The following is a 23,494-nucleotide window of genomic DNA, read 5'->3' on the forward strand; positions in this document are numbered from 1 at the left end:
GATAAAAACCTCTGTAAGCTCTGCGCTTGCGGAGGTTTTTTGCGGATTTACCTGAGAAACTCAAGTATAAAGTGTCTATTTTGTGTGTTTTAAGTAGAGAATGGAAGATTATTACCTTTACATTCTCCCCTTCATACCAGATAATAAAAGGTAATACGTTTAAGGGAAAGATAGACGGTTTTCATCTTCAGAGTGAAGATTAAGGAAGGGAAATATGACTACGGGCATCGAGGAAATTTTAAGCAAAGCGAATAGCTATATGTCAAGCGAGGACGTTACTATGCTGGAGCGGGCCTATGATTTAGCACGCAAGGCTCATGAGGGTCAAGTGCGTAAATCTGGGGTGCCTTACATTATGCATCCGATTGCGGTTGCAGGCATTTTAACGGATATGCACATGGATGCAGTAACTGTTGCTGCCGGTTTTCTCCATGATGTTGTGGAAGATACCGATATTACGCTGGATGATTTACGTAAGGAATTCGGATCAGAGGTAGCACATCTGGTAGACGGGGTCACAAAGCTAGAAAAAATTAAATACAAATCCAAAGAAGAGCAGTTAGCGGAAAATCATCGTAAAATGCTTGTAGCCATGGCACAAGATATTCGGGTCATTTTAATTAAATTGGCGGACCGATTGCATAATATGCGTACGTTACGCCATATGTCCGAGGAAAAACAACGTGAAATATCGGATGAAACGCTAGAAATCTTTGCGCCACTGGCTCATCGCTTGGGGATTGCATTTGTAAAGTGGGAGCTAGAGGATACAGCACTGCGCTATTTGAATCCGCAGCAATATTATCGGATTGTAAACCTCATGCAGAAGAAACGGACGGAGCGCGAGGAGTACATTTCAGAAGCAAAAGCAATGATTACTGATAAATTACATGAGTTGCATATTGAAGCGGAGATTGCGGGCAGACCTAAGCATATCTACAGCATCTATAAAAAGATGGTGTCACAAAATAAGCAGTTTAACGAAATCTACGACTTGCTGGCTTTACGCATCATTGTCAATGATATTCGTGATTGTTATGCTGTCCTTGGAATTGTGCACACGTTGTGGAAACCTATGCCAGGACGATTTAAAGATTATATTGCTATGCCAAAGGCCAATATGTATCAATCCCTGCATACCACTGTAATCGGGCCAAAGGGTGAACCATTAGAAGTACAAATTCGCACATGGGATATGCATCGAACAGCAGAGATTGGTATCGCTGCTCACTGGGCCTATAAAGAGGGAAAAGGAGGAGTGCAGGGCTCCTTTGAAGAGAAGATTGGTAATCTCCGTGAGATTATTCAGGGTGGACAAGAAGAGACACCAAATGCTCAGGAATTCATGGAATCCCTCAAACAGGATTTGTTTTCTGATACGGTATTTGTCTTTACGCCAAAAGGCGATGTGGTGGAGCTTCCAAAAGGCTCGGTTCCTTTGGACTTTGCATATCGGATACATTCGGCTGTCGGCAATCGAACCATTGGAGCTAAAGTGAACGGCAAGATCGTTCCGCTTGATTTTGCGTTGCGTACGGGCGACATTATGGAAATCTTGACTTCCAAGCATTCATATGGTCCAAGTCAAGATTGGCTCAAAATAGCAAAGTCTGCCCATGCCCGCAATAAGATCAAGCAATGGTTTAAGAAAGAAAAGCGCGAAGAAAATGTTGCTAAAGGGCTATCGATGATTGAAGCTGAGGTAAAAGCGCGTGGCTTTGATTTAAAAGAAACCATGACTGCCGAGAATTTAAAAGAAGCAGCAGCTAAGTTTAATTTCCAATCTGACGAAGATATGTTTTCTGCTGTCGGATATGGCGGGCTTACTTCAGCACAAGTAGCCAATCGATTGACGGAAAAAATACGTAGAGATCGAGAAGAGCAACAACAGCAACAGCAGCAAGCCATTCAGGAATTTAAATCTCATGCACCTACCCAGAAGCAGACTCGAAGCGACACGGGCATCCGCGTAGAAGGCGTAGACAATTTGTTGACTCGTATTTCTCGATGTTGTTCGCCGGTCCCAGGTGATGACATTATTGGTTTTATTACAAGAGGACGAGGGGTCTCCATTCATCGCAAGGATTGCCCGAATGTGACGGTGGAAGAGAGTGATCGGCTCATCCCTGTACAATGGGAAGGTGACCAGAAACAAAACTACAATGTAGATATAGAAATCACTGGCCATGATCGCACAGGCTTATTAAACGATGTACTACATGTAGTTGGGGAGACCAAAACCAATATAGCGGCTGTGAGTGGAAAAGCGGACCGCAATCGGGTAGCTACGATCAACATGACAATTTGTATTAACAACATAGATCATTTGCATCGTGTGGTAGAACGGATCAAGCGTATCAAAGATATTTATTCCGTTCGTCGAATTCTTAATACCTAGCATATCTTTATTATTATGTGACAGGCAGTGGTTCCTTGGGGACACTGCCTTTTCTTTCATAACCATAAGGGCATAAATTAAAAACAAGAGAACCGGAGTGATAAGTAGTGCGAGTCGTTGTCCAAAAAGCAAAAGCATCCAGTGTATCGGTAAATGGTGAGGTAGTCGGTAAAATTGAGCGAGGGCTGGTTTTATTAGTCGGTATTACCCATGAGGATACGATAAAAGATGTAGAGTTTGTAGCAGATAAGGTAGCCAATTTGCGGATTTTTGAAGACGAGGAGGGAAAGATGAATTACTCTGTTCAAGATACGAAGGGGCAAATCTTATCTGTTTCTCAATTTACATTATATGGAGATTGCAGGAAAGGCCGTCGACCTAATTTCATGGCGGCTGCCCGCCCAGAAGCCGCTGAACCATTATATGAGCAGTTTAATGAGGTGCTACGGAGTAAAGGGCTTCATGTAGAGACAGGGCGATTTGGTGCAATGATGGATGTGCAGATACATAATCATGGACCGGTGACATTAATTGTTGAAAGTTAATGACAGGTGAAACATAGGGCTAGTCAAATTGCCTAGCTAAACACCTAGAAAGAAAGCAGCTAGTCAAAAAATAGACTAGCTGCTTTTTGTGTAAAAAAACTAGTTTGGATAAACCTGGAAGTAACGCAGTATGCCTCGGAACAACCCTTCCGCCGCATTTTGCTGGTGCTGGTCGTCACGTATGTTAGCTTCTTCCTGCGGATTGGTTATAAAGCCGATTTCAGCAAGAATAGCTGGTTTTGGATTTTCGCGAATGACATGAAAATCACCAAATCTGGATGTTAAATCCTTATAGTGAGTTGTCGAGACGATCTCTTTTTGAGTCATTTGGGCTAATTCCATCGATTTTCCTTTGTGATAGTAAAAAATGATGGTACCATTGGTAGCTGCATTAGGATGTGTATTGTGATGGACACTTACAAACATATCCGCATTGTTTTGTACAGCAACCTGAACACGTTGATTCAACGTAAGAGTCGTATCATCGGAACGAGTCATGATCACACGTGCTCCAGAAGCCTCTAAGCGTTGTTTTAGCTTCAGAGCAACCTGTAAGTTAACTTCTTTTTCAAACGTCTTGTACGTCGTCCCTACAGCCCCGCTATCTGTTCCGCCGTGTCCTGGATCAACTACAATCAATTTGCCTCTCGCTTCATTACCGGTTAAAGGAGGCAGATTGGCTATATCTGTTGATTCGTTTTGAACGACCCAGCTCGCGATGTAGGCTGTTGAGTTATCTTTTAGGCGGATTTGATGCCAATCGCCCTCTGTTTTGATTACTGAATAGCTTTCGCCTGCTTGTACGGTACCTACCGGTTCATATTGGGTGCCAGGGCCAGAACGAATATTGGTGCCTTCGTTAATCACCTTGATTTTCATTTCTGATTGATTATTGCTTGGCACCGAGGGCTGAAGAGAGTTTTGGTTCTTATGTTCATTTGGATCAACTACTCCAAGTGTAGGGGGAGCTTCTGTTGATTTAGTTACTAACCAACTGGCAATCCAACCTGTTTTCCCATCCGGTGTTTTTACCTGAAACCAATTGTTGCTTTGAGACAATACCGGTAGAATCACTCCGTTATTTACTTGGGTGAGGACCTGGCTTGTTGTATTAGCTTCACTCCGAATGTTTACATTATTTGCCGTTACCTTCACCGTAGAGCCTGATGTAACAGGATTTTGTTGTGTCGGAGGAGGTGTTGCTTGTCCGGTTTTAGAAGCTTTGGGATTAGCAATCCAAGCTGTTGTTCCATTGTACAGGATTTGATCCCATCCATTTGACTCCGAATATTTACTTACCTGATCCCCTGCGCTTAACTGCCCGATAATCATGGCTGAGACATTAGGCTCTGCATACACGTTAGTTACTGCAGAGATTTTAATACTGCTGGTAGATGGTGGCTGTACAGTAGGTTCTACAGGTGGCAATACCTCAGCAGGTTGGTTATTCTGACCCGGTGGTGTTGTTCCTGGTAGGGGCGTTGATGTAGCAGGCGGAGTAGCATGTTTTACAAATTTAGCATTAATCCAGCCTGTTACCTTTTCAGACACCTGAATTTGTGCCCAGACGCCTTCCTTTTTAATCATTTTATAGCTTTTTGTCTTATCCATTACCTGAATGATTTGAGCATCAGACTTTGGTGCAGTCCGAATGTTTAACATATCAACCGTGCTTTGTAAATAAATTACCTTTGGTGGTTGAGGAGCTGCTTTGATCTCCTGAAGGTATGTATTCAATCCCCAGCCTTGTTTGCCATTCGGCAATTTTACCTGTATCCATTTATCCTTTTTTGATATAACGGTTAGTTTTGTCGACTTAGGCACGGAACTTACGAGTTGATAGTTGGTTCCTGGACCAGAGCGAATGTTTAAATTATCGGCAGTTACCTGCACCTGGCTGGCTGCCCAAACCATTTGGAAGGGGGCGACCAAGCTAGTGAGACACGTTGCAAGTCCGATAATCATCTTCTTGCGAGAAAACACGTTTGTCCCATCCTTTCTGTTTTTCATAATTCCTACGAGCGGAAAATCACATTTTCCACAAAACAATAATCTTCTTCATAGAGCTTGGACTTTCCTGCAACTTTCGACAATTTTTTCGAGATGCATGCAAATCTTCCCATGCGGAAACAATAGGGCAAGGAGGGATTAAGTATGCGCCAATCCAATAAAGAACGTTTCGCTCAAGAATTAAACCGTCGCATTTTTTCTGTCGATTTTCATGATTTCTTGCAAAAAGAAGCCATTTTAAACGATGTAGAAATGTCTCAGGAGTTTCATATAAGCATCCGAGAGGTACAAGAGCTGCGTCGGCGTGCTAAACAATAATTAATGGCGAAAAGCTATTAAAAGTATGCAGGAATCAAGCTGGTAGAGTTTGATAGGGTCGTAGCTTCATGTAGCGAAAAGTCAATGATCCATCAGGAAGTCTCATGTACCCCTTTTTCGCAATAATTATGCCAAATCGTTCTGATGAAACGAACGGCTTTCGAAATCCGTCCATTTTTGAAGTGAACAGTTGGTGCCTTCTCTGAAATTGACCCCCTTATGCTGGTAAGGTAAGATGAGAAGGATTGCGAAAGAAGCAGGTGAAGAACATGTTGCAAATAAAATGCGTGGGTCATCAGTTCGAACGTGAAATCGGCTTTATTGCCGCACTGTTCTACGAAGATCCCGCGATTCATTATGTACAAGATTGGGAAAATTGCTCCCATCAAGATATTAAGATAGAGCTTTGCTGTGAGTCACAAGCCGATGGTGTCCATGCTACTGGACAATTATTGTTTGCCGATCAAAAGCATTCATTTGAGTATGATCGTCCCTATAAGGAGCACTCCGAAAAAGGTATGCGCAAAACAGCAAAGCAAGCAATTAGCTATACGCTATTAACATTGCTGGAGCGTCATACGGGAATGGAACAGGGATGGGGCATTTTGACCGGTATTCGGCCGACTAAATTGCTTCACAAGATGCTACAATCTGGGTTGAGTCGCGAGGAGGCTCATCGCCAATTACGCGAGGACTATATGGTTCGCCCCCACAAACTACAGCTCTTACAAGAGATAGTGGATCGTCAGCTACATGTTGTTCCTGATTTATATCAAATAGATCGGGAAGTCTCTGTCTACATTGGAATCCCATTCTGCCCAACAAAATGTGCGTATTGTACGTTTCCAGCTTATGCGATTGGTGTGCATCGCCAGAATGTAAATCCATTTTTGGCAGGTTTACATGAGGAAATTCGCTCAATAGGTGATTGGTTGACCCGCCAAGACTTGGTAATCACCTCCATTTACTTTGGCGGAGGTACACCTACCAGTATTACTGCTGACGAGTTAGATGAGCTTTTTGTTACACTTTATAAGCATTTTCCTCATATGGATAAAGTGCGTGAACTGACAGTGGAAGCGGGAAGGCCCGATACGATCACTCCTGATAAAATTGAAATCATGAAAAAATGGAGGGTTGACCGTATCAGCATCAATCCGCAGTCGTTTACACAAGAAACCCTTCAAGCGATCGGTCGGCACCATACAGTCGAAGAAACAGTGGATAAATATAAATTGGCCATGGAGATGGGGATAACAAACATTAATATGGATTTGATCATAGGGCTGCCAAATGAAGGGATGCAGGAAATGAAGCATTCGCTTCAGGAGATTGAAAAGCTAATGCCTACTTCTCTAACAGTCCATACACTTTCATTTAAACGTGCTTCGGAAATGACCCAAAATAAAGATAGATATCAGGTGGCTAGCCGTGAAGAGATACTAAGCATGATGCAAAAGACCGAAGAGTGGGCCAAGAAGCAAGGATATGTCCCATATTATCTGTATCGGCAAAAAAACATTTTGGGCAATCTCGAAAATGTTGGCTATGCACTGCAAGATCAAGACTCTATCTATAACATCGTTATGATGGAGGAAGTTCAAACGGTTCTTGGCTTAGGCTGTGGGGCTGTCTCCAAATTGATGCGGCCTGGCAGCGGTCTATTATCACGTTGGCCAAATCCGAAAGATCCTAAAACCTATAATGATACGTATAAGCAGTTAATCGAGAAAAAGCTGAAGGATTTAGATGCACTTTACTCTGATAAATAATCGGGTGATTGCAGGTTGACGCTCACTCTCGATTTTGCTATGATCTGTAATATATTTTGATCTGATGACGGGACCAAGTAACCTTTAGACGGATAGCTAGAGAGGAAGCATCGTGGCTGAAAGTGCTTCTCTATTACGTTTAGGCGAATGACCTCCCTGAAGACCCCAGTGAAAGATAGCATTGCTATTAGTAACTGTAAGGCGCGGCATCGGCGTTACGATGAAAATGAAGTGGGATATGATTACATATATATCCAAGCAGGGTGGCACCACGGGAGAAGAATACAATCTCTCGTCCCTGACATGTACGTAAGTTGGGCATGTCAAGGACGGGAGATTTTTTGTGTTTTCTAACAATTATTTTTCCTGACTTGCCCTGTACGGATTCTTTTTATATAGCACGTAAATAAACAAAAAAGGAGAGACTCACATGGCGAAAATCCAAATTCCACGTGGTACACAAGACATTATGCCGGGCACAGTGGAGCTTTGGCAGCACATCGAAGGAAAGATGCGAGATCTTTGCACACGCTACAATTACCAAGAGATCCGGACGCCAATTTTTGAGCAGACAGAACTGTTTAGACGAGGCGTAGGTGAGACTACGGATGTAGTGGAAAAAGAGATGTATAGCGTTGAATCCCGTGGAGAAGGGGATTTCACCTTACGTCCAGAGGGCACAGCAGGGGTTGTGCGCTCTTATGTGGAGAAAAAATTGTATGGTGTTCCGAATCAACCTACGAAGCTGTATTACTTAGGGCCAATGTTCCGACATGAACGCCCGCAGGCAGGTCGATTCCGCCAGTTCGTTCAATTTGGAGTGGAAGCAATCGGTTCGGCTGATCCTGCAATTGATGCCGAAGTAATTGCTGTAGCAATGCGAATCTATCAAGAGTTAGGGCTTACAGGCTTGTCCGTAGAGTTAAACAGTGTAGGAACTCTGGAAGATCGCGCCCGTCACCGTGGAGCATTGCTTGAAGTATTAAATAGTGTACGAGACGAGCTTTGTGAAGATTGCCAATCACGAATTGATCGGAATCCTTTGCGAGTTTTGGATTGCAAAAACAAAAAATGTCAGACCCTTACAAAAGATGCACCTTCTATTTTAGATTATCTAAGTGACGAATCTAAAAAGCATTTTGAAGAGGTGCAGGCATATCTTACTGCAATCAACATTCCGTTCCACATTAATCCGCGTTTAGTCCGTGGTCTTGATTACTACACGCTGACTGCTTTTGAAATTAAAATGGCAGAGATCGGTGCAGTTGAAACGTTGTGCGGTGGCGGTCGTTATAATGGGTTGGTTGAGCAGATTGGCGGCGAAGATATGCCGGGCATTGGTTTTGCGATGAGTATTGAACGCTTGTTAATGGCTTTAGAATCACAAAATATTCAATTGCCAATTGAAACAGGGCTAGATGCTTACATTGTTTTACAATCTGAAACAGCAAAAACGAAGGCATTCCAGTTGTTAGATTCTCTGCGTGCCAAGGGTGTTAAGGCAGAGATGGACTATTTAGGCCGTAAAATGAAGGCTCAGTTAAAAGCAGCGGATCGTGTAGAAGCAAAGTATGCTGCTATCATTGGCGAATCAGAATTGGAAAAAGGCGTAGTCATGCTAAAAGAACTAGCGACCGGCGAACAGCAGGAAGTAACTTTTGCGGAAGTAAGCGATTGGCTATTGGCTAAACGTTAAGGATATAGAAAAGAGAACGAAATATTGACCTATTGGAGGGACCAACGATGAAATTTGATGTGCGCACTATCTATTGTGGCGAAGTAACCAAACAACATGTAGAACAAGAGATCATTTTAAATGGTTGGGTTCAAAAGCGCCGTGACCTTGGTGGGGTTATCTTTATTGATCTGCGTGATCGCTCAGGAATTTGCCAAGTGGTGTTTAACCCAGAAGTAAATAAAGAAGCATGGGAAAAAGCAGATTGTGTGCGTAGCGAGTACGTCTTATCTGTTAAAGGTAAGCTGATCAATCGTGAACCGGAAGCCGTGAATCCGAAAATTAAAACTGGCGAATTCGAATTGCTAGCAACGGAAATTACCATTTTAAACGATGCGAAAACTCCTCCGTTCTTAATTGAAGATGAGATTGATGTAGATGAGCAGGTTCGCCTAAAATATCGCTATTTGGACCTTCGTCGTCCTGAAATGCAAAAGGCATTCTACTTGCGTTCGAAAGCTACAAAAGCGTTCCGTGATTTCTTGGATCAAAAGGGCTTCTTAGATATTGAAACGCCAATGCTTACGAAGAGCACTCCAGAGGGAGCTCGTGATTACCTAGTACCATCTCGCGTACACCCAGGTGAGTTCTATGCATTGCCGCAGTCTCCTCAGATTTTTAAACAATTATTGATGGTTTCCGGATTCGAGCGCTACTATCAAATCGTACGTTGTTTCCGTGACGAGGACTTGCGCGCTGACCGTCAGCCAGAATTCACTCAAATCGACATTGAAACATCCTTCTTGCCAATGGAACAGCTATTGCCAATGATGGAGGAAATGGTTCAGCATGTATTTAAAGAAACAGTTGGTACGGATGTAGGGACATCATTCCCTCGCTTAACGTATGCAGAAGCGATGGATCGCTTTGGTTCTGACAAGCCAGATATTCGTTTTGGTATGGAGTTGACCAACGTATCCGATCTTGTAAAGGATAGCGGCTTTAAAGTATTTGCAAGCACAGTAGAAGCTGGTGGACAAGTAAAAGCGATTAATGCAAAAGGCTGCGGGCATTATTCACGCAAAGATGTCGATGATCTAGGTAAGTTCGCTTCACGCTATGGAGCAAAAGGTCTAGCATGGATTGCATTTAAAGATGGCGAAGTGAAAGGGCCAATCGCTAAATTCTTCTCTGAAGAAGAGATTACAGCAATTAAAGAGCGCTTGCTAGTAGAAGAAGGCGATCTATTGTTGTTCGTAGCTGATAAACCGAAAGTGGTAGCAGATTCTCTAGGTGCTCTACGCAGCAAGCTAGGTGCTGAATTAGGCTTAATTGACCACAGTAAGTTTGCTTTCCTGTGGGTAGTAGATTTCCCATTGGTAGAGTGGGATGAGGAGGCTAAACGTTATGTAGCTCTCCACCATCCATTCACTCGTCCAAAAGACGAAGATTTGCATCTGTTTGAAACAGACCCAGGTGCGATTCGCGCACAAGCTTACGACTTAGTTCTGAATGGTTATGAATTGGGCGGCGGTTCCATGCGTATTTACAAGCGTGACGTACAAGAGAAAATGTTTACTGCTCTTGGATTTAGTCCAGAAGAAGCAAGAGAGCAATTTGGCTTCTTAATGGATGCGTTTGAATATGGAACACCTCCACATGGTGGTATCGCACTAGGGTTAGACCGTTTGGTAATGTTGCTTGCTGGACGTACGAATTTACGCGAAGTAATTGCTTTCCCGAAAACAGCAAGCGCCAGTGACCTAATGGTTAACGCTCCAAGTGAAGTTGACGAAAGTCAATTGAAGCAGTTGTTTATTGCGACTATTGAAGAAGTGAAAAAAGAAGAAGTAACAAACAAATAACAAACAAGTAAATTTACTTGGGCAAATGGGTCCAACCGAGGCAAGAGGTCTTTTGGTTGGACCTGTTTTTTTGTTTGCTTTGCAGAATTCAATGTGCTAGCATATGTCTGATTCGTAAACGGCTTGGAGTCCTAGTGGAATAATAGGAATTGAATATCAGCCTATTGATAGGTATAATCGGAATGTCACTATTTTTATGATTGTATAAAAAGTATAAATCTGAGAAGATTACTGGGTCATATACGGATGACATGAAATTGTAATTATAGATGGAATGCTACTTACCAAATAGATGAATGTAGGAAAGGTTGTTATTGAATATGTTACATCAATTCTCGCGTTGTGAACTGGCATTTGGTCCAGAGGGCTTGGAGAAAATGAGAAACAGTACCGTTGCTGTGCTTGGTGTCGGTGGAGTAGGGTCCTTCACTGTAGAAGCTTTAGCGCGTACTGGCGTAGGAAAACTGATCCTGATTGATAAAGATGACGTTGACATCACAAACATTAACAGACAAATTCATGCTACTTTACACACGATTGGCCAACAAAAAACAGAGCTAATGAAAGAGCGTATCCACTCCATTAATCCAGAGTGCGAGGTAGTCACGCTTCAGATGTTCTATGACGATGAAACAGCTCCTCGTCTATTCGAGCATAAGCTGGACTATATTGTTGATGCTATGGATACCGTGTCTGCAAAAATTCATGTTATCCTGGAAGCAAAAAAACGCAATATCCCGATTATCTCTAGTATGGGGGCAGCTAATAAGATGGACCCAACGCGTTTTGAAGTGGAGGACATCTCTAAAACCAGCTATGACCCTATTGCCAAGGTAATTCGTCGTGAGCTTAAAAAGGCACGCATTTATAAGGGGGTTAAGGTGGTATATTCCAAGGAAATCCCTGTAACGATTCGTACGGATGTACGGGAACAGATTGTTCAAAATCCGGATTCCCCTATTCGTAAAGTAAAACAACCGCCGGCAAGCAATGCATTTGTGCCATCTGTGGCAGGCTTGATTTTAGCTAGTGTGGTTGTTCAAGATATAATTGGTTGGGTACCGAAAAAAGGGTAGCAAAAGAGTGCCCCGAATAGCGTAGTACGGTTTTACAAAAAAGTGATTAACAATGTTGAAAAGGATAGCGCAGAGGCCTTCGGGCTTTTCTGCGCTACTTTCTTTACGGAAGGAAAGCTCCCCTTTATGTCTTGAAGCACTTGTGATCGATACATGCTATTTAAGAGAATGATTTGATTGATGTTAATAAGCAATCAGCTTGCCTAGTTACTTGCCTTTTCGAAACTTGGCGAAGCCTGGTTTTCTAAGTAAAATGAACAGGGATGATAGCTCAAGGCTATGGTAACAAAAGACAGTTTATAGTTGCAAATAGTTTGAAGAAACCAGATTGGGGTTGAGAAGGATGGATTTATTTTCTTTCGCCCATGAACAGGAAGATTCCAAAGGGCGCACCAAGCCGCTTGCGGCACGAATGAGACCAAAAAACCTAGATGAAGTAGTTGGCCAACAACATATATTAGCTAAAGGATCACTGCTTCGAAGAGCCATTGAAGCGGATCAAATCTCTTCTTTAATTTTCTACGGACCTCCAGGCACAGGAAAAACAACTTTAGCAAAAGTCATAGCGCGTACAACTAAATCGCACTTCAGTGAATTAAATGCGGTGACCGCAGGAGTAGCAGACATTCGCCGTATCGTAGAGGAAGCGAAGGATCGCTTAGTAATGCATAACCAACGTACTACGTTATTTATTGATGAGATCCACCGTTTTAATAAATCTCAACAGGATGCGCTGTTGCCCTATGTAGAAGAGGGAACAGTCATTTTGATTGGAGCAACAACAGAAAATCCTTTTTTCGAAGTCAATGCAGCGTTGCTGTCTCGTTCACAAATTTTTTCCTTGCAATCCCTAACAGATGAGGATTTGGGGCAGGTTATAGATAGAGCATTAACGGATGAGCTTGAAGGGCTTGGAGAATTACGGGTTAAAATGACACCGGAAGCTAAGGAACATCTAATTCACTATGCAGAAGGGGACGCTCGTCGCTTATTAAATGCGTTGGAATTAGCAGCAACGACTACACCATTAAATGAAGCAGGAGAGATTGTCATCACGCTGGATGTGGCCGTAGAATCAATCCAGCGTAGAGCTGTCCGTTACGATAAAAGCGGAGATAATCATTACGATACCGTTTCTGCCTTTATTAAGTCTATTAGAGGATCCGATCCAGATGGCGCATTGTACTGGTTAGCAAGGATGATTGATGCAGGTGAAGATCCGCGTTTTATAGCGCGTCGCTTAATAATCTCTGCATCAGAGGATATCGGTAATGCTGATCCTCAAGCCTTATCCGTTGCGGTATCTTGCTTTCAGGCTCTTGAATTAATTGGTATGCCAGAGGGACGCATTGCTTTGGGACAAGCCACAACCTACCTTGCAACTGCCCCGAAAAGTAATGCAGCGTACATGGGCATTAATCAAGCACTTACGTATGTCCAAAAAGAGGGGCATAAGCCTGTACCTGTTCACTTGCGGGATCGACATTATAAAGGAGCTGCGAAGTTAGGTCACGGGGAAGGGTATCTATATCCGCATAATTATCCCGAAGGCTATGTGAAACAGCGTTATTTGCCTGAGGGTGTGGAAGAGAAATTTTATGAGCCTAAGCAGATAGGATATGAGGCAGAAATTCAAAAGCGTCAAGCATCTCGAAATTAACCCCGATTATTCCGATGCCTTTACATTCTTTTGGGAAAAGTTTATATTTATCGTAATAAAAAACAACTAGAGCGTACTGATCATTCTTTGTTTTGAATAAAAAGAAGAACTTCGACCCTCTGAGCAGGAGAGATCGAAGTAATAGCATGCGAGAAGGATTTCTTACAGAGTACACATGACTATGGGCGTTAAAATGCTACCTTACATGTAGGAACGAATATTTTTCAAAAAAAATAATGATAAAGGAATCTGTCGGGAAAGTACAAAGCTTTAGTAAGGCGAAAGAAGGCCAATTCATTCTTATTGTTTTTACGTCCGTACATTTCCGCCCGGTTTATTCGGTAAATCCCCGTTCTCATTTGGTTGCTTGCTGTTTTTGCTCGCACCAAATCTTGCTTTGTGAGCAATGGTTCCGGCTGGTACTTCATAAAGAACGTCAGATGGATGGTTTCGTCCACGTTCGGAACGCTTATTGGTTGCCATATAAGCTCACCTCCCTGACCATATTTTGACCGAAAGCAAGCAACTCATGTGCTACAAATTCAGGGAAGTTTGTCATAGACGTACAGTGAAACATAGAGGAGAGTTGTTAACGTTGAAAATTTCGACTAAGGGACGCTACGGCTTAACGATTATGATGGAGCTAGCCACCCGTCATGGGGACGGCCCTATTTCATTGAAAAGCATTGCTCAGAGGCATGAATTATCTGAGCATTATTTAGAGCAATTAATCGCTCCCCTGCGAAATGCAGGATTAGTGAAAAGCATTCGAGGGGCTTATGGTGGCTATGTGCTCTCCAAATCACCTGATGATATTACATCGGGAGATATTTTACGAGTATTAGAAGGACCGATTAGTCCTGTGGAGTTTGCGGAGGAAGAGGATCCGGCAAAGCGTTATCTATGGTTGCGCATTCGAGATAGTATAACGTCTGTAATAGACTCCACTACATTGCGTGATCTCATCAATTATCAAGATGATGGACGCACTGATAATTATATGTTCTACATTTAGGTTGTTAGATTACAAAGTAGGGGATTAGAACATGAACTCACACGTATATTTGGATAATGCAGCAACGACTCCTGTTCATCCGCAAGTGATAGCGGCCATGCAACCATATTTCACTGAGGTATATGGAAATCCATCCAGTATTCATGGATTTGGCCGTGAAGCACGTAAAGCATTGGAAAAAGCACGGGAGACAATCGCGGACTTTCTCGGGGCTGATCCCAGTCAAATCATTTTTACCAGTGGCGGAACAGAAGCTGATAATATGGCATTGATCGGTGGAGCGCTTGCTAATGAACAAAAAGGTAAGCATATTATTACAACTCAGATCGAGCATCATGCGGTATTGCATGCTTGTGAGCATTTAGAACGAATGGGATTTGAAGTAACGTATTTACCAGTGGATAAAACGGGAATGGTTAGTCTGGACGATGTTAAAAAAGCGATTCGTCCCGATACCATTTTGGTTTCTATTATGTATGGAAACAATGAGGTTGGGACAATTCAACCCATTCAAGAAATAGGGAGCTTTTTACAGGAGCAAGGAATTCTGTTTCATTCAGATTGTGTACAAGCCTTTGGTTTATTGCGCATTAAGGCAAATGAACTGCCTGTTGATTTAATTTCTTTATCTGCCCATAAAATCAATGGACCAAAAGGTGTCGGTGCCTTGTGCATGGGGCGTAAAACGACAATTACTCCGTATTTACACGGGGGAGCACAGGAGCGTAAGCGACGGGCGGGAACTGAAAATCTCGCTGGTATTGTAGGGTTTGCTCAAGCAATCGAGCTAATGCGCTCTGACCGGGAAGAGCGTCGGCAAAAATATTTAGATATGCGTCAAGCTATGCTACAGGTTTTTAGGGAAGCAGGTATTGCATTTGAGATAAATGGTCATGAGGAACATTTTTTGCCCCACATTCTAAATGTTAGTTTTTTAGGGGTAAATACTGAGACAATGCTGTTTAATCTAGATTTGGCTGGAATTGCAGCAGCAAGTGGTTCTGCTTGTACATCGGGTTCGTTGGAGCTATCTCATGTGCTTACAGCTATGAATTTACCTAAGGAGCGCTCACATACAGCTATTCGCTTTAGTTTTGGCATGACCAACACAACAGAAGAAGTGACAACAGCAGCTCAAAAAATTGTACAGATCGTAAAGCGCTTAGTAAAATAAAGAATAAATATACAGTTTGTTAGAAGCCTAATGAGTTGTGAAAGGTTTGGAACGCTTGTTCGAATCAAGTTGTCAAAACCCTTTTCAGCAAAGTACAATAAAGTAGCACACATCCACTATCATATCGGATAGTGGAATTTTTTTTACGATGAATATTTTCTTATAAAAAGCTCAATAAAGCAGTTCAGCTCAAGGCTTTGCTGGGCTCCAGAAGTCTTTTAAAGTCAAGGCTTTATAGAAAAAGGAGGCGTACTACCGTGCAGCAACAGGCCCTCCCGTTGTTTCGTGAGACCTACATCCGAGGACAAGTAAAACACGAAATTTTTTATAACGAAGAGAACTGGTATGCCATTATTCGTTTTAAAGTGGAAGAGACAACGGAACCGATTAAAGATAAAGAAGTCATTGTTGTAGGGCATTTTCCGCGTCCTCACGAGGATGAGACGTATACATTTTATGGTGAGTGGAAAGATCATCCTAAATACGGAAAGCAGTATGTGGCAGAACGCTACGAGCGTGAAACACCCAAAACAAAGTCGGGTGTTGAAAAGTATTTAGCAAGTGGACTTTTTAGTGGGATTGGTAAAAAGCTGGCAAAGCGGATCGTGGAACATTTAGGCGTCGATGCACTTACCATCATTGCTGAAAATCCCGATGATCTTGCCGCTATTCCAGGTATCTCTCCTAAACGAGCTAAGCAAATCTATGAATCAGTCCTAGAGCATCAATCATTAGAACGTACCATGGTTTTCTTATATGAATTTGGAATTGGTGTTCATTTGGCTTTACGTATTTATCAAGCCTACAAGCATAATACGATGACTGTTTTGACAGAAACTCCATATAAGCTTATTGAGGATGTGCAAGGCATCGGTTTTAAACGTGCAGACGAAATTGCTCTGTCGACAGGAATTGCGGCATCGTCCCAGGAACGAGTCATGGCAGCATGCCTGTATGTTTTACAAGAAGCCGGTTATAGTGAGGGGCATGTCTATTTTCCTCATGAAGAATTAATTACGCGGGCGATTTCGCTATTAACCGAATGCGGCGGACACGTTTTCGAGGCAGAGGATGTAAAGAGCGCGATTGAACAATTGGTAATGGATAACAAAGTACACTGGGAGGAAGAGCGCGTTTATCTTCCGTCCTTGTTTTTTGCAGAGATTGGTCTGGCAAAACGACTTCACTATTTTGCCTCAAGAGAAAATCCTGACAGCTATCCGGCCTCTGAGTTTTACCAAGCGATTGGAAAAGTAGAGGAAGAATTGGGGATTAGCTATGCATCTAAGCAGAGAGAAGCAGTAGAAAAAGCAATGGATTCGGGACTTATGCTGCTGACTGGAGGACCTGGTACGGGTAAAACAACAGTCATTAGGGGAATTTGCCATGTTTTTGCAAATTTGCAGGGAATTAGTTTGGACATGAAGAAATATGACACACAAGATAATCCTTTTCCTATTTTACTGGTAGCTCCTACTGGTCGGGCAGCAAAGCGAATGTCTGAGACAACAGGATTGCCAGCGATGACGATCCATCGTCTTCTTGGTTGGAAAGGAGAGAGCTTTGAGCACGATCAAGATAACCCTGTTCGCGGCAAAATGATTATTATTGATGAAATGTCGATGGTAGACGTTTGGCTAGCCAATCAGTTATTCCGCTGTCTCCCGAAGGATATAAATGTTGTGATGGTAGGAGACCCTGATCAATTGCCTTCTGTAGGCCCAGGCAATGTTTTGTTTGATATGCTGGAGTCCAATGTGATTCCGGTTGTCCAATTGACAGACATTTATCGGCAGGCAGAGGAATCCTCCATTATTCGTTTAGCTCACGACATTCGGGCGGGAAAAGTGCCGCAAGATTTACTTACTCCAACCCAGGATCGGAGATTTTTCACAACTTCGTCACAAAATGTTGTTGATGTTGTGAAACAAATCTGCTCCAGTTCCGTAAATAAAGGATATACAGCAAAAGATATACAGGTTCTTGCCCCAGTGTACAAAGGGGTAGCTGGTGTGAATCACATCAATGAAGAACTGCAGCTTCTATTCAACCCGCCTTCTGAACAGAAGCGAGAGGTAACCTTTGGTGAAACGGTTTTTCGGGTAAAAGACAAGGTGCTGCAATTGGTAAATAATGCGGACGAGCAGGTATTCAACGGAGACATGGGTGAAGTCGTAGCTATATTTCGCCCTACAGAAAATGAGGAAAATGAAGAACAGCTAGTGGTTTCCTTTGAAGGACGAGAGGTTGTATATCGCCGATCACAATATCACCAGCTTACTCTGGCTTATTGTTGCTCGGTACACAAATCACAGGGCAGTGAATTTCCAATTGTGATATTACCTTTAGTGCGTAACTATTATCGTATGTTACGCAGAAAATTAATTTACACGGGTGTAACACGTAGCAAGTCATTTTTGCTAATGTGTGGCGATCCAGATGCTTTTCGCATTGCGGTGCAAAATGATGAGGAAGGAATTCGTTATAGCTACCTGCAAGATCGGCTACGTTTGTACGGATAAAGGAAGGTTTGGCTTAGGTGGAACAGTTTTGGCAGGATATAAGGGCATCTCAACCGCAATACTAACATAACGGGAGGAGATGCCCATGAAGAGAGCATTGGACGTAGTAGGCTTGCCAGTTTTGGCCATGAACACCGGCGAAGAAATTGGGATTGTCCGAGATATCCTCTGTGATCTTCACTTGCAAGTCATTGGTCTGGTTTTGCAAGAAGCAGGCTGGTTCCAGCAGGGACGCTATATTCATTCCAACCATATCGGTACAATCGGGGACGATTTCATCACTGTAGAGGACAAGCACGTTGTGACCTCAATGCGCCATCTAGATACGAATCAAATGTTCTGCCTATTTACAGGTGAGCATGCACTAAAAGGAAAACAAGCTGTAACAGAGACCGGTGCTTGGCTAGGAAAAGTGGAAGATGTTTATTTTTCTGTTGACTGGGAAAGGATGGTAGGGTACGAGTTATCGGACGGTTGGATTGCCGATATTACCGAAGGACGGAAGCGAATTAATGCAACGTCGCCTGTATCAATCGGAAACGAACACCTTATTATCCCCATGCACACCGGATTTAAGGCGCATTAGCGTTTAGGAGGTTATTTTGCATGATGACTTGCCCCAATTGTTCATCAAAAGATATTGGTAAAATTGGAACGAATCAGTACTACTGCTGGAATTGCTATGTTGAGATGAGCATGTCTGGAGACCAGATTTCTTCTATTTATCAGGTAGAAGAAGACGGTTCATTGGAATCGTTAAATGACTTGTTCTTAGATGACCAAGAGCTAAGAGCACAAGCGTAACACCTCAATCTTACCCCATGAGAATCTGAAGGAGGCTGCTAAATGAGACGCGGAATTTTTCGAACTTTGATCATGAGCGGTATCGTAGCTGCTATTGGATATTTGATGAGGTCTAAGCGGAGTCAAAAATTCTTTAGCGGATGGGGGAAAATGAGGTTTTCCCAGCGAGATATTCAGAGACTAGGTCGTTTTGTGAAGCGTTCGTTTGCACGTTAATCCTCAATTCAAACTGGAATGCATTTGGCAGTAGATTTTTTACCCATAGAAAAATTAATGAAAAGCAACCTGTTTCCTTAGATGGAGCAGGTTGCTTTGTTTTGGATTCCAATAACAGTCCTCCCGCATTTTTCCTCTCTGTTTCGCACATCCTACCAAAAGGAGTTTTTAGAGAGGATATGGGGGATATGCCATGGAACAACTGAGAAAACAGCCAACACCACAGCAAAAACGCTATCGTTTTTATCATATCACTGTGTCAATTATCTTATTGCTTATTATAGCTAATCTGTTTGAGTTGCTACGCCCTGCATTGAAACCTCTGTATTTTTTGATTGAAGAGGTAACCCTTCCATTTTTTGCGGGGCTTATTATTGCTTATTTGCTGCATCCTGTCGTTGTGAGTTTAGAAAAAAGGAAGGTACCGCGCTTAACGGCTCTTCTTTTGATTTATTTGGGATTCGTACTGCTAGTAGTCATTACTGTCATGAATGCTATTCCTGTTTTTACGAAACAAATGATCGAACTATCAGACGACCTGCCCCGTTTAACGAGTTGGTATGAGACATGGATACAAGAGTGGGAGGCGCATAAATATTTCTTGCCGGATAGCATCCAGCACGGTGTCGATCGGGCTATTATTCAATCCCAGGAAAAAATGTCGCGGGATATCTCTTCATTTGTGGATGGCGCTAAAAGAACGCTGGGAAAGGTGTTGGGGTATGCGGTTGTTCCTTTTATTGCATTTTATTTATTAAAAGATATGAAAGAAATTCATCGGGGTCTCATCCTATGGGTCCCGCGGAGGTTCCGGCGACAAACCCAAGTAGCTTTGCGAGACATTAACGATTCGCTGGGAAAATATATTCATGGACAAATGGTTGTGTCTCTCATAGTAGGAGTACTGGTTTTTATTGGATATTGGGCAATTAAGATGCCCTATCCTTTTGTCTTAGCTTGCTTTGTGGCTTTAACCAACATCATTCCCTTTATTGGACCCTTGATTGGTGCTGTGCCTGCGTTGTTGATTGCCCTTACGATTTCTACTAAACAAGCCTTATTTGTTATTGTGATAAACATAGTAATTCAAATCATTGAAGGAAATATCATTTCGCCCCATGTTGTGGGAAAAACACTTCATCTTCATCCGCTCACGATTATTTTTGCTTTGCTTGCAGGAGAGGCGATAGCGGGAGTGGTCGGGATGATTTTGGCTGTACCCGTACTCGCTGTACTAAAAGTGATTATTCAACGCGTTATTTTGATTCGAACTCAAAGTTGACATGACTTAGAAAAAAACACTATAATGACGTTGAAACGTTATTCACTGTAATCAATTATATAGCGACTAGATCGTTGATGGAACGAGTAGGTTGAACCCTTTTCCAAGAGAGGACGCTCCCTGGCTGAAAGAGCATCCAAAAGAAGGACAACCGAAGGCTACTCCGAAGACCGGAAAAAAACCGGCGGCAGGACCCCGTTATGGTCATGAAAGCGACAGATTCTCTCATAAAAAAGCATCGTTTCTGTGTTGGGGAATGAGAGTTCTGTAAGCAGGGTGGTACCGCGAGACAATAGCTCTCGTCCCTGAGGGGATGAGGGCTTTTTTTATTTGTCTTCTGACCTTAAGCAAATGTATGCACAGACGATGGTGGACCGAATGAAAAAGAAGCTGGTCTTCCCTCGTGTTGAAAAATAAAGGAGGAAAACAGCATGAAGAAGTTGACAGGTAATCAGGTTCGTCAAATGTATTTAGATTTCTTTGTGAGCAAAGGACATCGAATTGAACCAAGTGCATCTTTAGTACCGGTGGATGACCCATCCTTGTTGTGGATTAACAGTGGGGTAGCTACGTTAAAGAAATATTTTGATGGACGAATTATCCCTGATAATCCACGCATTACGAATGCACAAAAATCCATTCGTACAAATGACATTGAAAACGTAGGACGTACAGCGCGTCATCATACCTTCTTTGAGATGCTGGGCAATTTCTCAATCGGGGATTATTTTAAAGTAGAATCTATTCATTGGGCGTGGGAGTTTTTGACAAGTCCTGAATGGATTGGTTTTGACCCAGAAAAATTGTCGGTTACAATTCATCCTGAAGATGATGAAGCATTTGAAATTTGGAATAAGGAAATTGGCATACCAGAAGAGAGAATCATTCGTTTAGAGGGTAACTTCTGGGATATCGGAGAAGGTCCGAGCGGTCCGAACACGGAGATTTTCTATGATCGCGGTGAAGCATTTGGGAATGACCCAAGCGATCCAGAATTGTATCCCGGTGGGGAAAATGAGCGCTATTTAGAAGTATGGAATCTAGTATTCTCCCAATTTAACCATAATCCTGATGGGACTTATACTCCATTGCCTAAGAAAAATATTGATACAGGTATGGGCTTGGAGCGTATGGTTTCTATTATCCAAAATGTTGATAACAACTATGAAACAGACCTGTTATTCCCGTTAATTGAACAGACTAGCAAAATTTCAGGTGTATCTTACAAAACCAATGATGAGCTGGATGTAGCACTAAAAGTTATTGCAGATCATGTGCGTACAGTAACGTTTGCTATTGGAGATGGGGCTTTGCCTTCGAATGAAGGCCGCGGTTACGTGCTTCGTCGCTTGCTTCGCCGTGCTGTTCGCATGGGTAAAATGCTTGGAATTCAGAAGCCATTCTTGTACACATTGACCAAAACAGTTGGCGATATGATGGGAGAATTCTACCCAGAAGTGGTTCAAAAGCGTGACTTTATCGAACGTGTAATTCGTGCTGAGGAAGAACGCTTCCATGAAACATTGGAGGAAGGTTTGTCCATTTTAGAGGGTATGGTAACAGCAACAAAGGCATCTGGTGGCAACCAGCTGAGCGGTCAGGATACCTTTAAATTGTACGACACATACGGCTTCCCGATCGACTTGACAGAGGATTTCGCAATGGAGCATGGCCTTTCTGTTGACCGTGATGGCTTCGAACAGGCAATGGAAGAGCAACGTGAACGCGCTCGTGCAGCTCGTCAGGATGTAGACAGCATGCAGACGCAGGGCGGGGCATTGTCGGAATTAACAGTAGCAAGTGAATTTATCGGGTATACAACATTATCTACTGACGCTAAAGTTGAAGCAATTATTATTGACAATCAGCTTGTAAATGAAGCACAAGAGGGCGTTACCTGCCAAGTGGTGCTCGATCGTACTCCTTTCTACGCAGAGAGCGGCGGGCAGATTAATGATGAGGGAACTTTAACAGCAGATACGGTTAAAGCACGCGTAATTGACGTACAAAAAGGGCCTCATGGTCAAAACGTTCACCAGGTACTGATTGAAGCCGGTACGTTACATGTAGGAGATCAGGTTGCGTCTGAGGTAGACCAACAAGGACGCAACGCTACGATTAAAAACCATACAGCGACGCATTTGTTGCACCAAGCTCTAAAAGATGTTCTAGGAACACATGTCAATCAAGCAGGTTCTTTGGTATCTCCTGAGCGACTTCGCTTTGACTTTACACATATCAGCTCCATTACAGCAGAAGAGCTGGAGCGTATCGAACAGATCGTGAATGAGCAAATTTGGAGAAACTTGCCTGTAAGCATTTCGAACATGAAGATTGCTGAAGCCAAAGAAATGGGTGCGATGGCGCTCTTTGGCGAAAAGTATGGAGACGTTGTACGCGTAGTTAATGTTGAGGGCTACAGCATTGAGCTGTGCGGTGGTTGCCATGTAGGAAACACAGCGGAGATCGGTCTCTTTAAAATTTTAAGCGAGAGCGGCATTGGTGCTGGCACACGCCGTATTGAAGCGGTGACGGGTCGCGGGGCTTATCAATATTTAAATCAACAGCTAACCACACTAAAAGAAGTGGCACAAGCGGTTAAGTCGCCGCAGCTGCATGAAACTCCTGCTCGCGTAGAAGGCGTGTTAGCTCAATTGAAGGAATCACAGCGCGAAGCTGAGTCACTACGTACAAAATTGGGCAATATTGAAGCTGGAACTCTCACAGAGCAGGTACAAGAAATTAAAGGTGTAAAGCTTCTGGCTACTCAAGTATCTGCAACGGATATGGATAACCTACGCGGTATGGTCGATGAACTTAAAAATAAATTAGGCTCTGCTGTAATTGTGCTTGGTTCGGTTGAAGGCGACAAGGTAAACATTGTAGCTGGTGTTACCAAAGACCTGATGAATCAAGGATTCCATGCTGGTAAAATCGTCAAGGAAGTTGCTGCACGTTGCGGCGGCGGCGGCGGCGGTCGCCCTGATATGGCACAAGCAGGTGGTAAGGAGCCTGCTAAGTTAGGCGAAGCACTTTCTATTGTTGCAAGTGTAGTAGAAGGACAGGCGGTTGCAAACCAATAGGTAAAACGTCTACAATATAGAGTAATAAGGTGAAATGGATTCATTCGCTTTGCGGGTGAATCCTTTGCCTTTCCGATAA

At 42.9% G+C, this 23,494-nt stretch carries 18 protein-coding genes; 16 read left to right on the plus strand and 2 right to left on the minus strand.

Going from position 1 to position 23,494, the window contains the following annotated elements; all coding sequences use genetic code 11:
- Positions 1–214: 214 nt before the first annotated feature.
- Together QZ995_RS12545 and dtd are read left to right on the plus strand one after the other, a co-directional pair.
- Positions 215–2,398, plus strand: a complete 2,184-nt coding sequence (locus QZ995_RS12545) for a RelA/SpoT family protein (protein ID WP_301807259.1) — start codon at positions 215–217, stop codon at positions 2,396–2,398.
- A 107-nt stretch (positions 2,399–2,505) separates the two neighbouring features.
- Positions 2,506–2,943: a D-aminoacyl-tRNA deacylase gene (dtd, locus tag QZ995_RS12550; protein WP_301807262.1), complete on the plus strand. Its 438-nt coding sequence runs from the start codon at positions 2,506–2,508 to the stop codon at positions 2,941–2,943.
- Positions 2,944–3,042: 99 nt separating this feature from the next.
- On the opposite strand, the gene QZ995_RS12555 is transcribed toward dtd, so the two are convergent.
- Positions 3,043–4,926 carry an SH3 domain-containing protein gene (locus tag QZ995_RS12555; RefSeq protein ID WP_301807264.1) on the minus strand — a complete coding sequence of 628 codons (1,884 nt, stop codon included), beginning with the start codon at positions 4,924–4,926 and terminating at the stop codon, positions 3,043–3,045.
- A 171-nt stretch (positions 4,927–5,097) separates the two neighbouring features.
- Here QZ995_RS12555 and QZ995_RS12560 point away from each other — a divergent pair, with 171 nt between their 5' ends.
- The 6 genes from QZ995_RS12560 to QZ995_RS12585 all read left to right on the plus strand — a co-directional run bounded on the left by QZ995_RS12560 (position 5,098) and on the right by QZ995_RS12585 (position 13,319).
- Entirely contained in the window at positions 5,098–5,271 is a 174-nt protein-coding gene (locus QZ995_RS12560) for a hypothetical protein (RefSeq protein ID WP_003338334.1), read from the plus strand.
- A gap of 269 nt (positions 5,272–5,540) precedes the next feature.
- Positions 5,541–7,043, plus strand: a complete 1,503-nt coding sequence (locus QZ995_RS12565; RefSeq protein WP_301807270.1) for a coproporphyrinogen III oxidase — start codon at positions 5,541–5,543, stop codon at positions 7,041–7,043.
- Positions 7,044–7,473: 430 nt separating this feature from the next.
- Positions 7,474–8,739: a histidine--tRNA ligase gene (gene hisS / locus QZ995_RS12570; RefSeq protein WP_301807274.1), complete on the plus strand. Its 1,266-nt coding sequence runs from the start codon at positions 7,474–7,476 to the stop codon at positions 8,737–8,739.
- A gap of 47 nt (positions 8,740–8,786) precedes the next feature.
- A complete protein-coding gene (gene aspS / locus QZ995_RS12575) occupies positions 8,787–10,583 on the plus strand; it encodes an aspartate--tRNA ligase (RefSeq protein ID WP_301807275.1) in 1,797 nt (598 codons plus the stop codon).
- Positions 10,584–10,903: 320 nt separating this feature from the next.
- Positions 10,904–11,659, plus strand: a complete 756-nt coding sequence (locus QZ995_RS12580) for a tRNA threonylcarbamoyladenosine dehydratase (protein ID WP_031413992.1) — start codon at positions 10,904–10,906, stop codon at positions 11,657–11,659.
- Positions 11,660–12,002: 343 nt separating this feature from the next.
- Entirely contained in the window at positions 12,003–13,319 is a 1,317-nt protein-coding gene (locus QZ995_RS12585; RefSeq protein ID WP_301807277.1) for an AAA family ATPase, read from the plus strand.
- 309 nt (positions 13,320–13,628) lie between these two features.
- Here the strand turns inward: QZ995_RS12585 and QZ995_RS12590 are convergent, their stop codons facing one another.
- Positions 13,629–13,802: a hypothetical protein gene (locus QZ995_RS12590; protein WP_197490567.1), complete on the minus strand. Its 174-nt coding sequence runs from the start codon at positions 13,800–13,802 to the stop codon at positions 13,629–13,631.
- A 112-nt stretch (positions 13,803–13,914) separates the two neighbouring features.
- Between QZ995_RS12590 and cymR the strand changes: the two genes are divergently transcribed.
- The 8 genes from cymR to alaS all read left to right on the plus strand — a co-directional run bounded on the left by cymR (position 13,915) and on the right by alaS (position 23,415).
- A complete protein-coding gene (cymR, locus tag QZ995_RS12595) occupies positions 13,915–14,334 on the plus strand; it encodes a cysteine metabolism transcriptional regulator CymR (protein WP_003338326.1) in 420 nt (139 codons plus the stop codon).
- Between the two features lie 31 nt (positions 14,335–14,365).
- Positions 14,366–15,508: a cysteine desulfurase family protein gene (locus tag QZ995_RS12600; RefSeq protein WP_301807290.1), complete on the plus strand. Its 1,143-nt coding sequence runs from the start codon at positions 14,366–14,368 to the stop codon at positions 15,506–15,508.
- Between the two features lie 257 nt (positions 15,509–15,765).
- Complete coding sequence (gene recD2 / locus QZ995_RS12605; protein WP_301807292.1) at positions 15,766–18,030, plus strand: SF1B family DNA helicase RecD2; 2,265 nt, start codon at positions 15,766–15,768, stop codon at positions 18,028–18,030.
- A gap of 85 nt (positions 18,031–18,115) precedes the next feature.
- Complete coding sequence (locus tag QZ995_RS12610; protein ID WP_301807294.1) at positions 18,116–18,616, plus strand: PRC-barrel domain-containing protein; 501 nt, start codon at positions 18,116–18,118, stop codon at positions 18,614–18,616.
- Positions 18,617–18,636: 20 nt separating this feature from the next.
- Positions 18,637–18,834 (plus strand): hypothetical protein, encoded by a 198-nt coding sequence (locus tag QZ995_RS12615; protein ID WP_003345362.1) that lies wholly within the window; start codon positions 18,637–18,639, stop codon positions 18,832–18,834.
- 42 nt (positions 18,835–18,876) lie between these two features.
- Entirely contained in the window at positions 18,877–19,050 is a 174-nt protein-coding gene (locus tag QZ995_RS12620) for a hypothetical protein (protein ID WP_301807301.1), read from the plus strand.
- A gap of 193 nt (positions 19,051–19,243) precedes the next feature.
- Positions 19,244–20,332 carry an AI-2E family transporter gene (locus QZ995_RS12625; RefSeq protein ID WP_301807303.1) on the plus strand — a complete coding sequence of 363 codons (1,089 nt, stop codon included), beginning with the start codon at positions 19,244–19,246 and terminating at the stop codon, positions 20,330–20,332.
- A 431-nt stretch (positions 20,333–20,763) separates the two neighbouring features.
- Entirely contained in the window at positions 20,764–23,415 is a 2,652-nt protein-coding gene (gene alaS, locus QZ995_RS12630) for an alanine--tRNA ligase (RefSeq protein ID WP_301807305.1), read from the plus strand.
- Positions 23,416–23,494: the final 79 nt, after the last annotated feature.

This window comes from Brevibacillus laterosporus (assembly GCF_030489605.1).
In the GTDB taxonomy this organism is placed as follows: domain Bacteria; phylum Bacillota; class Bacilli; order Brevibacillales; family Brevibacillaceae; genus Brevibacillus_B; species Brevibacillus_B laterosporus_E.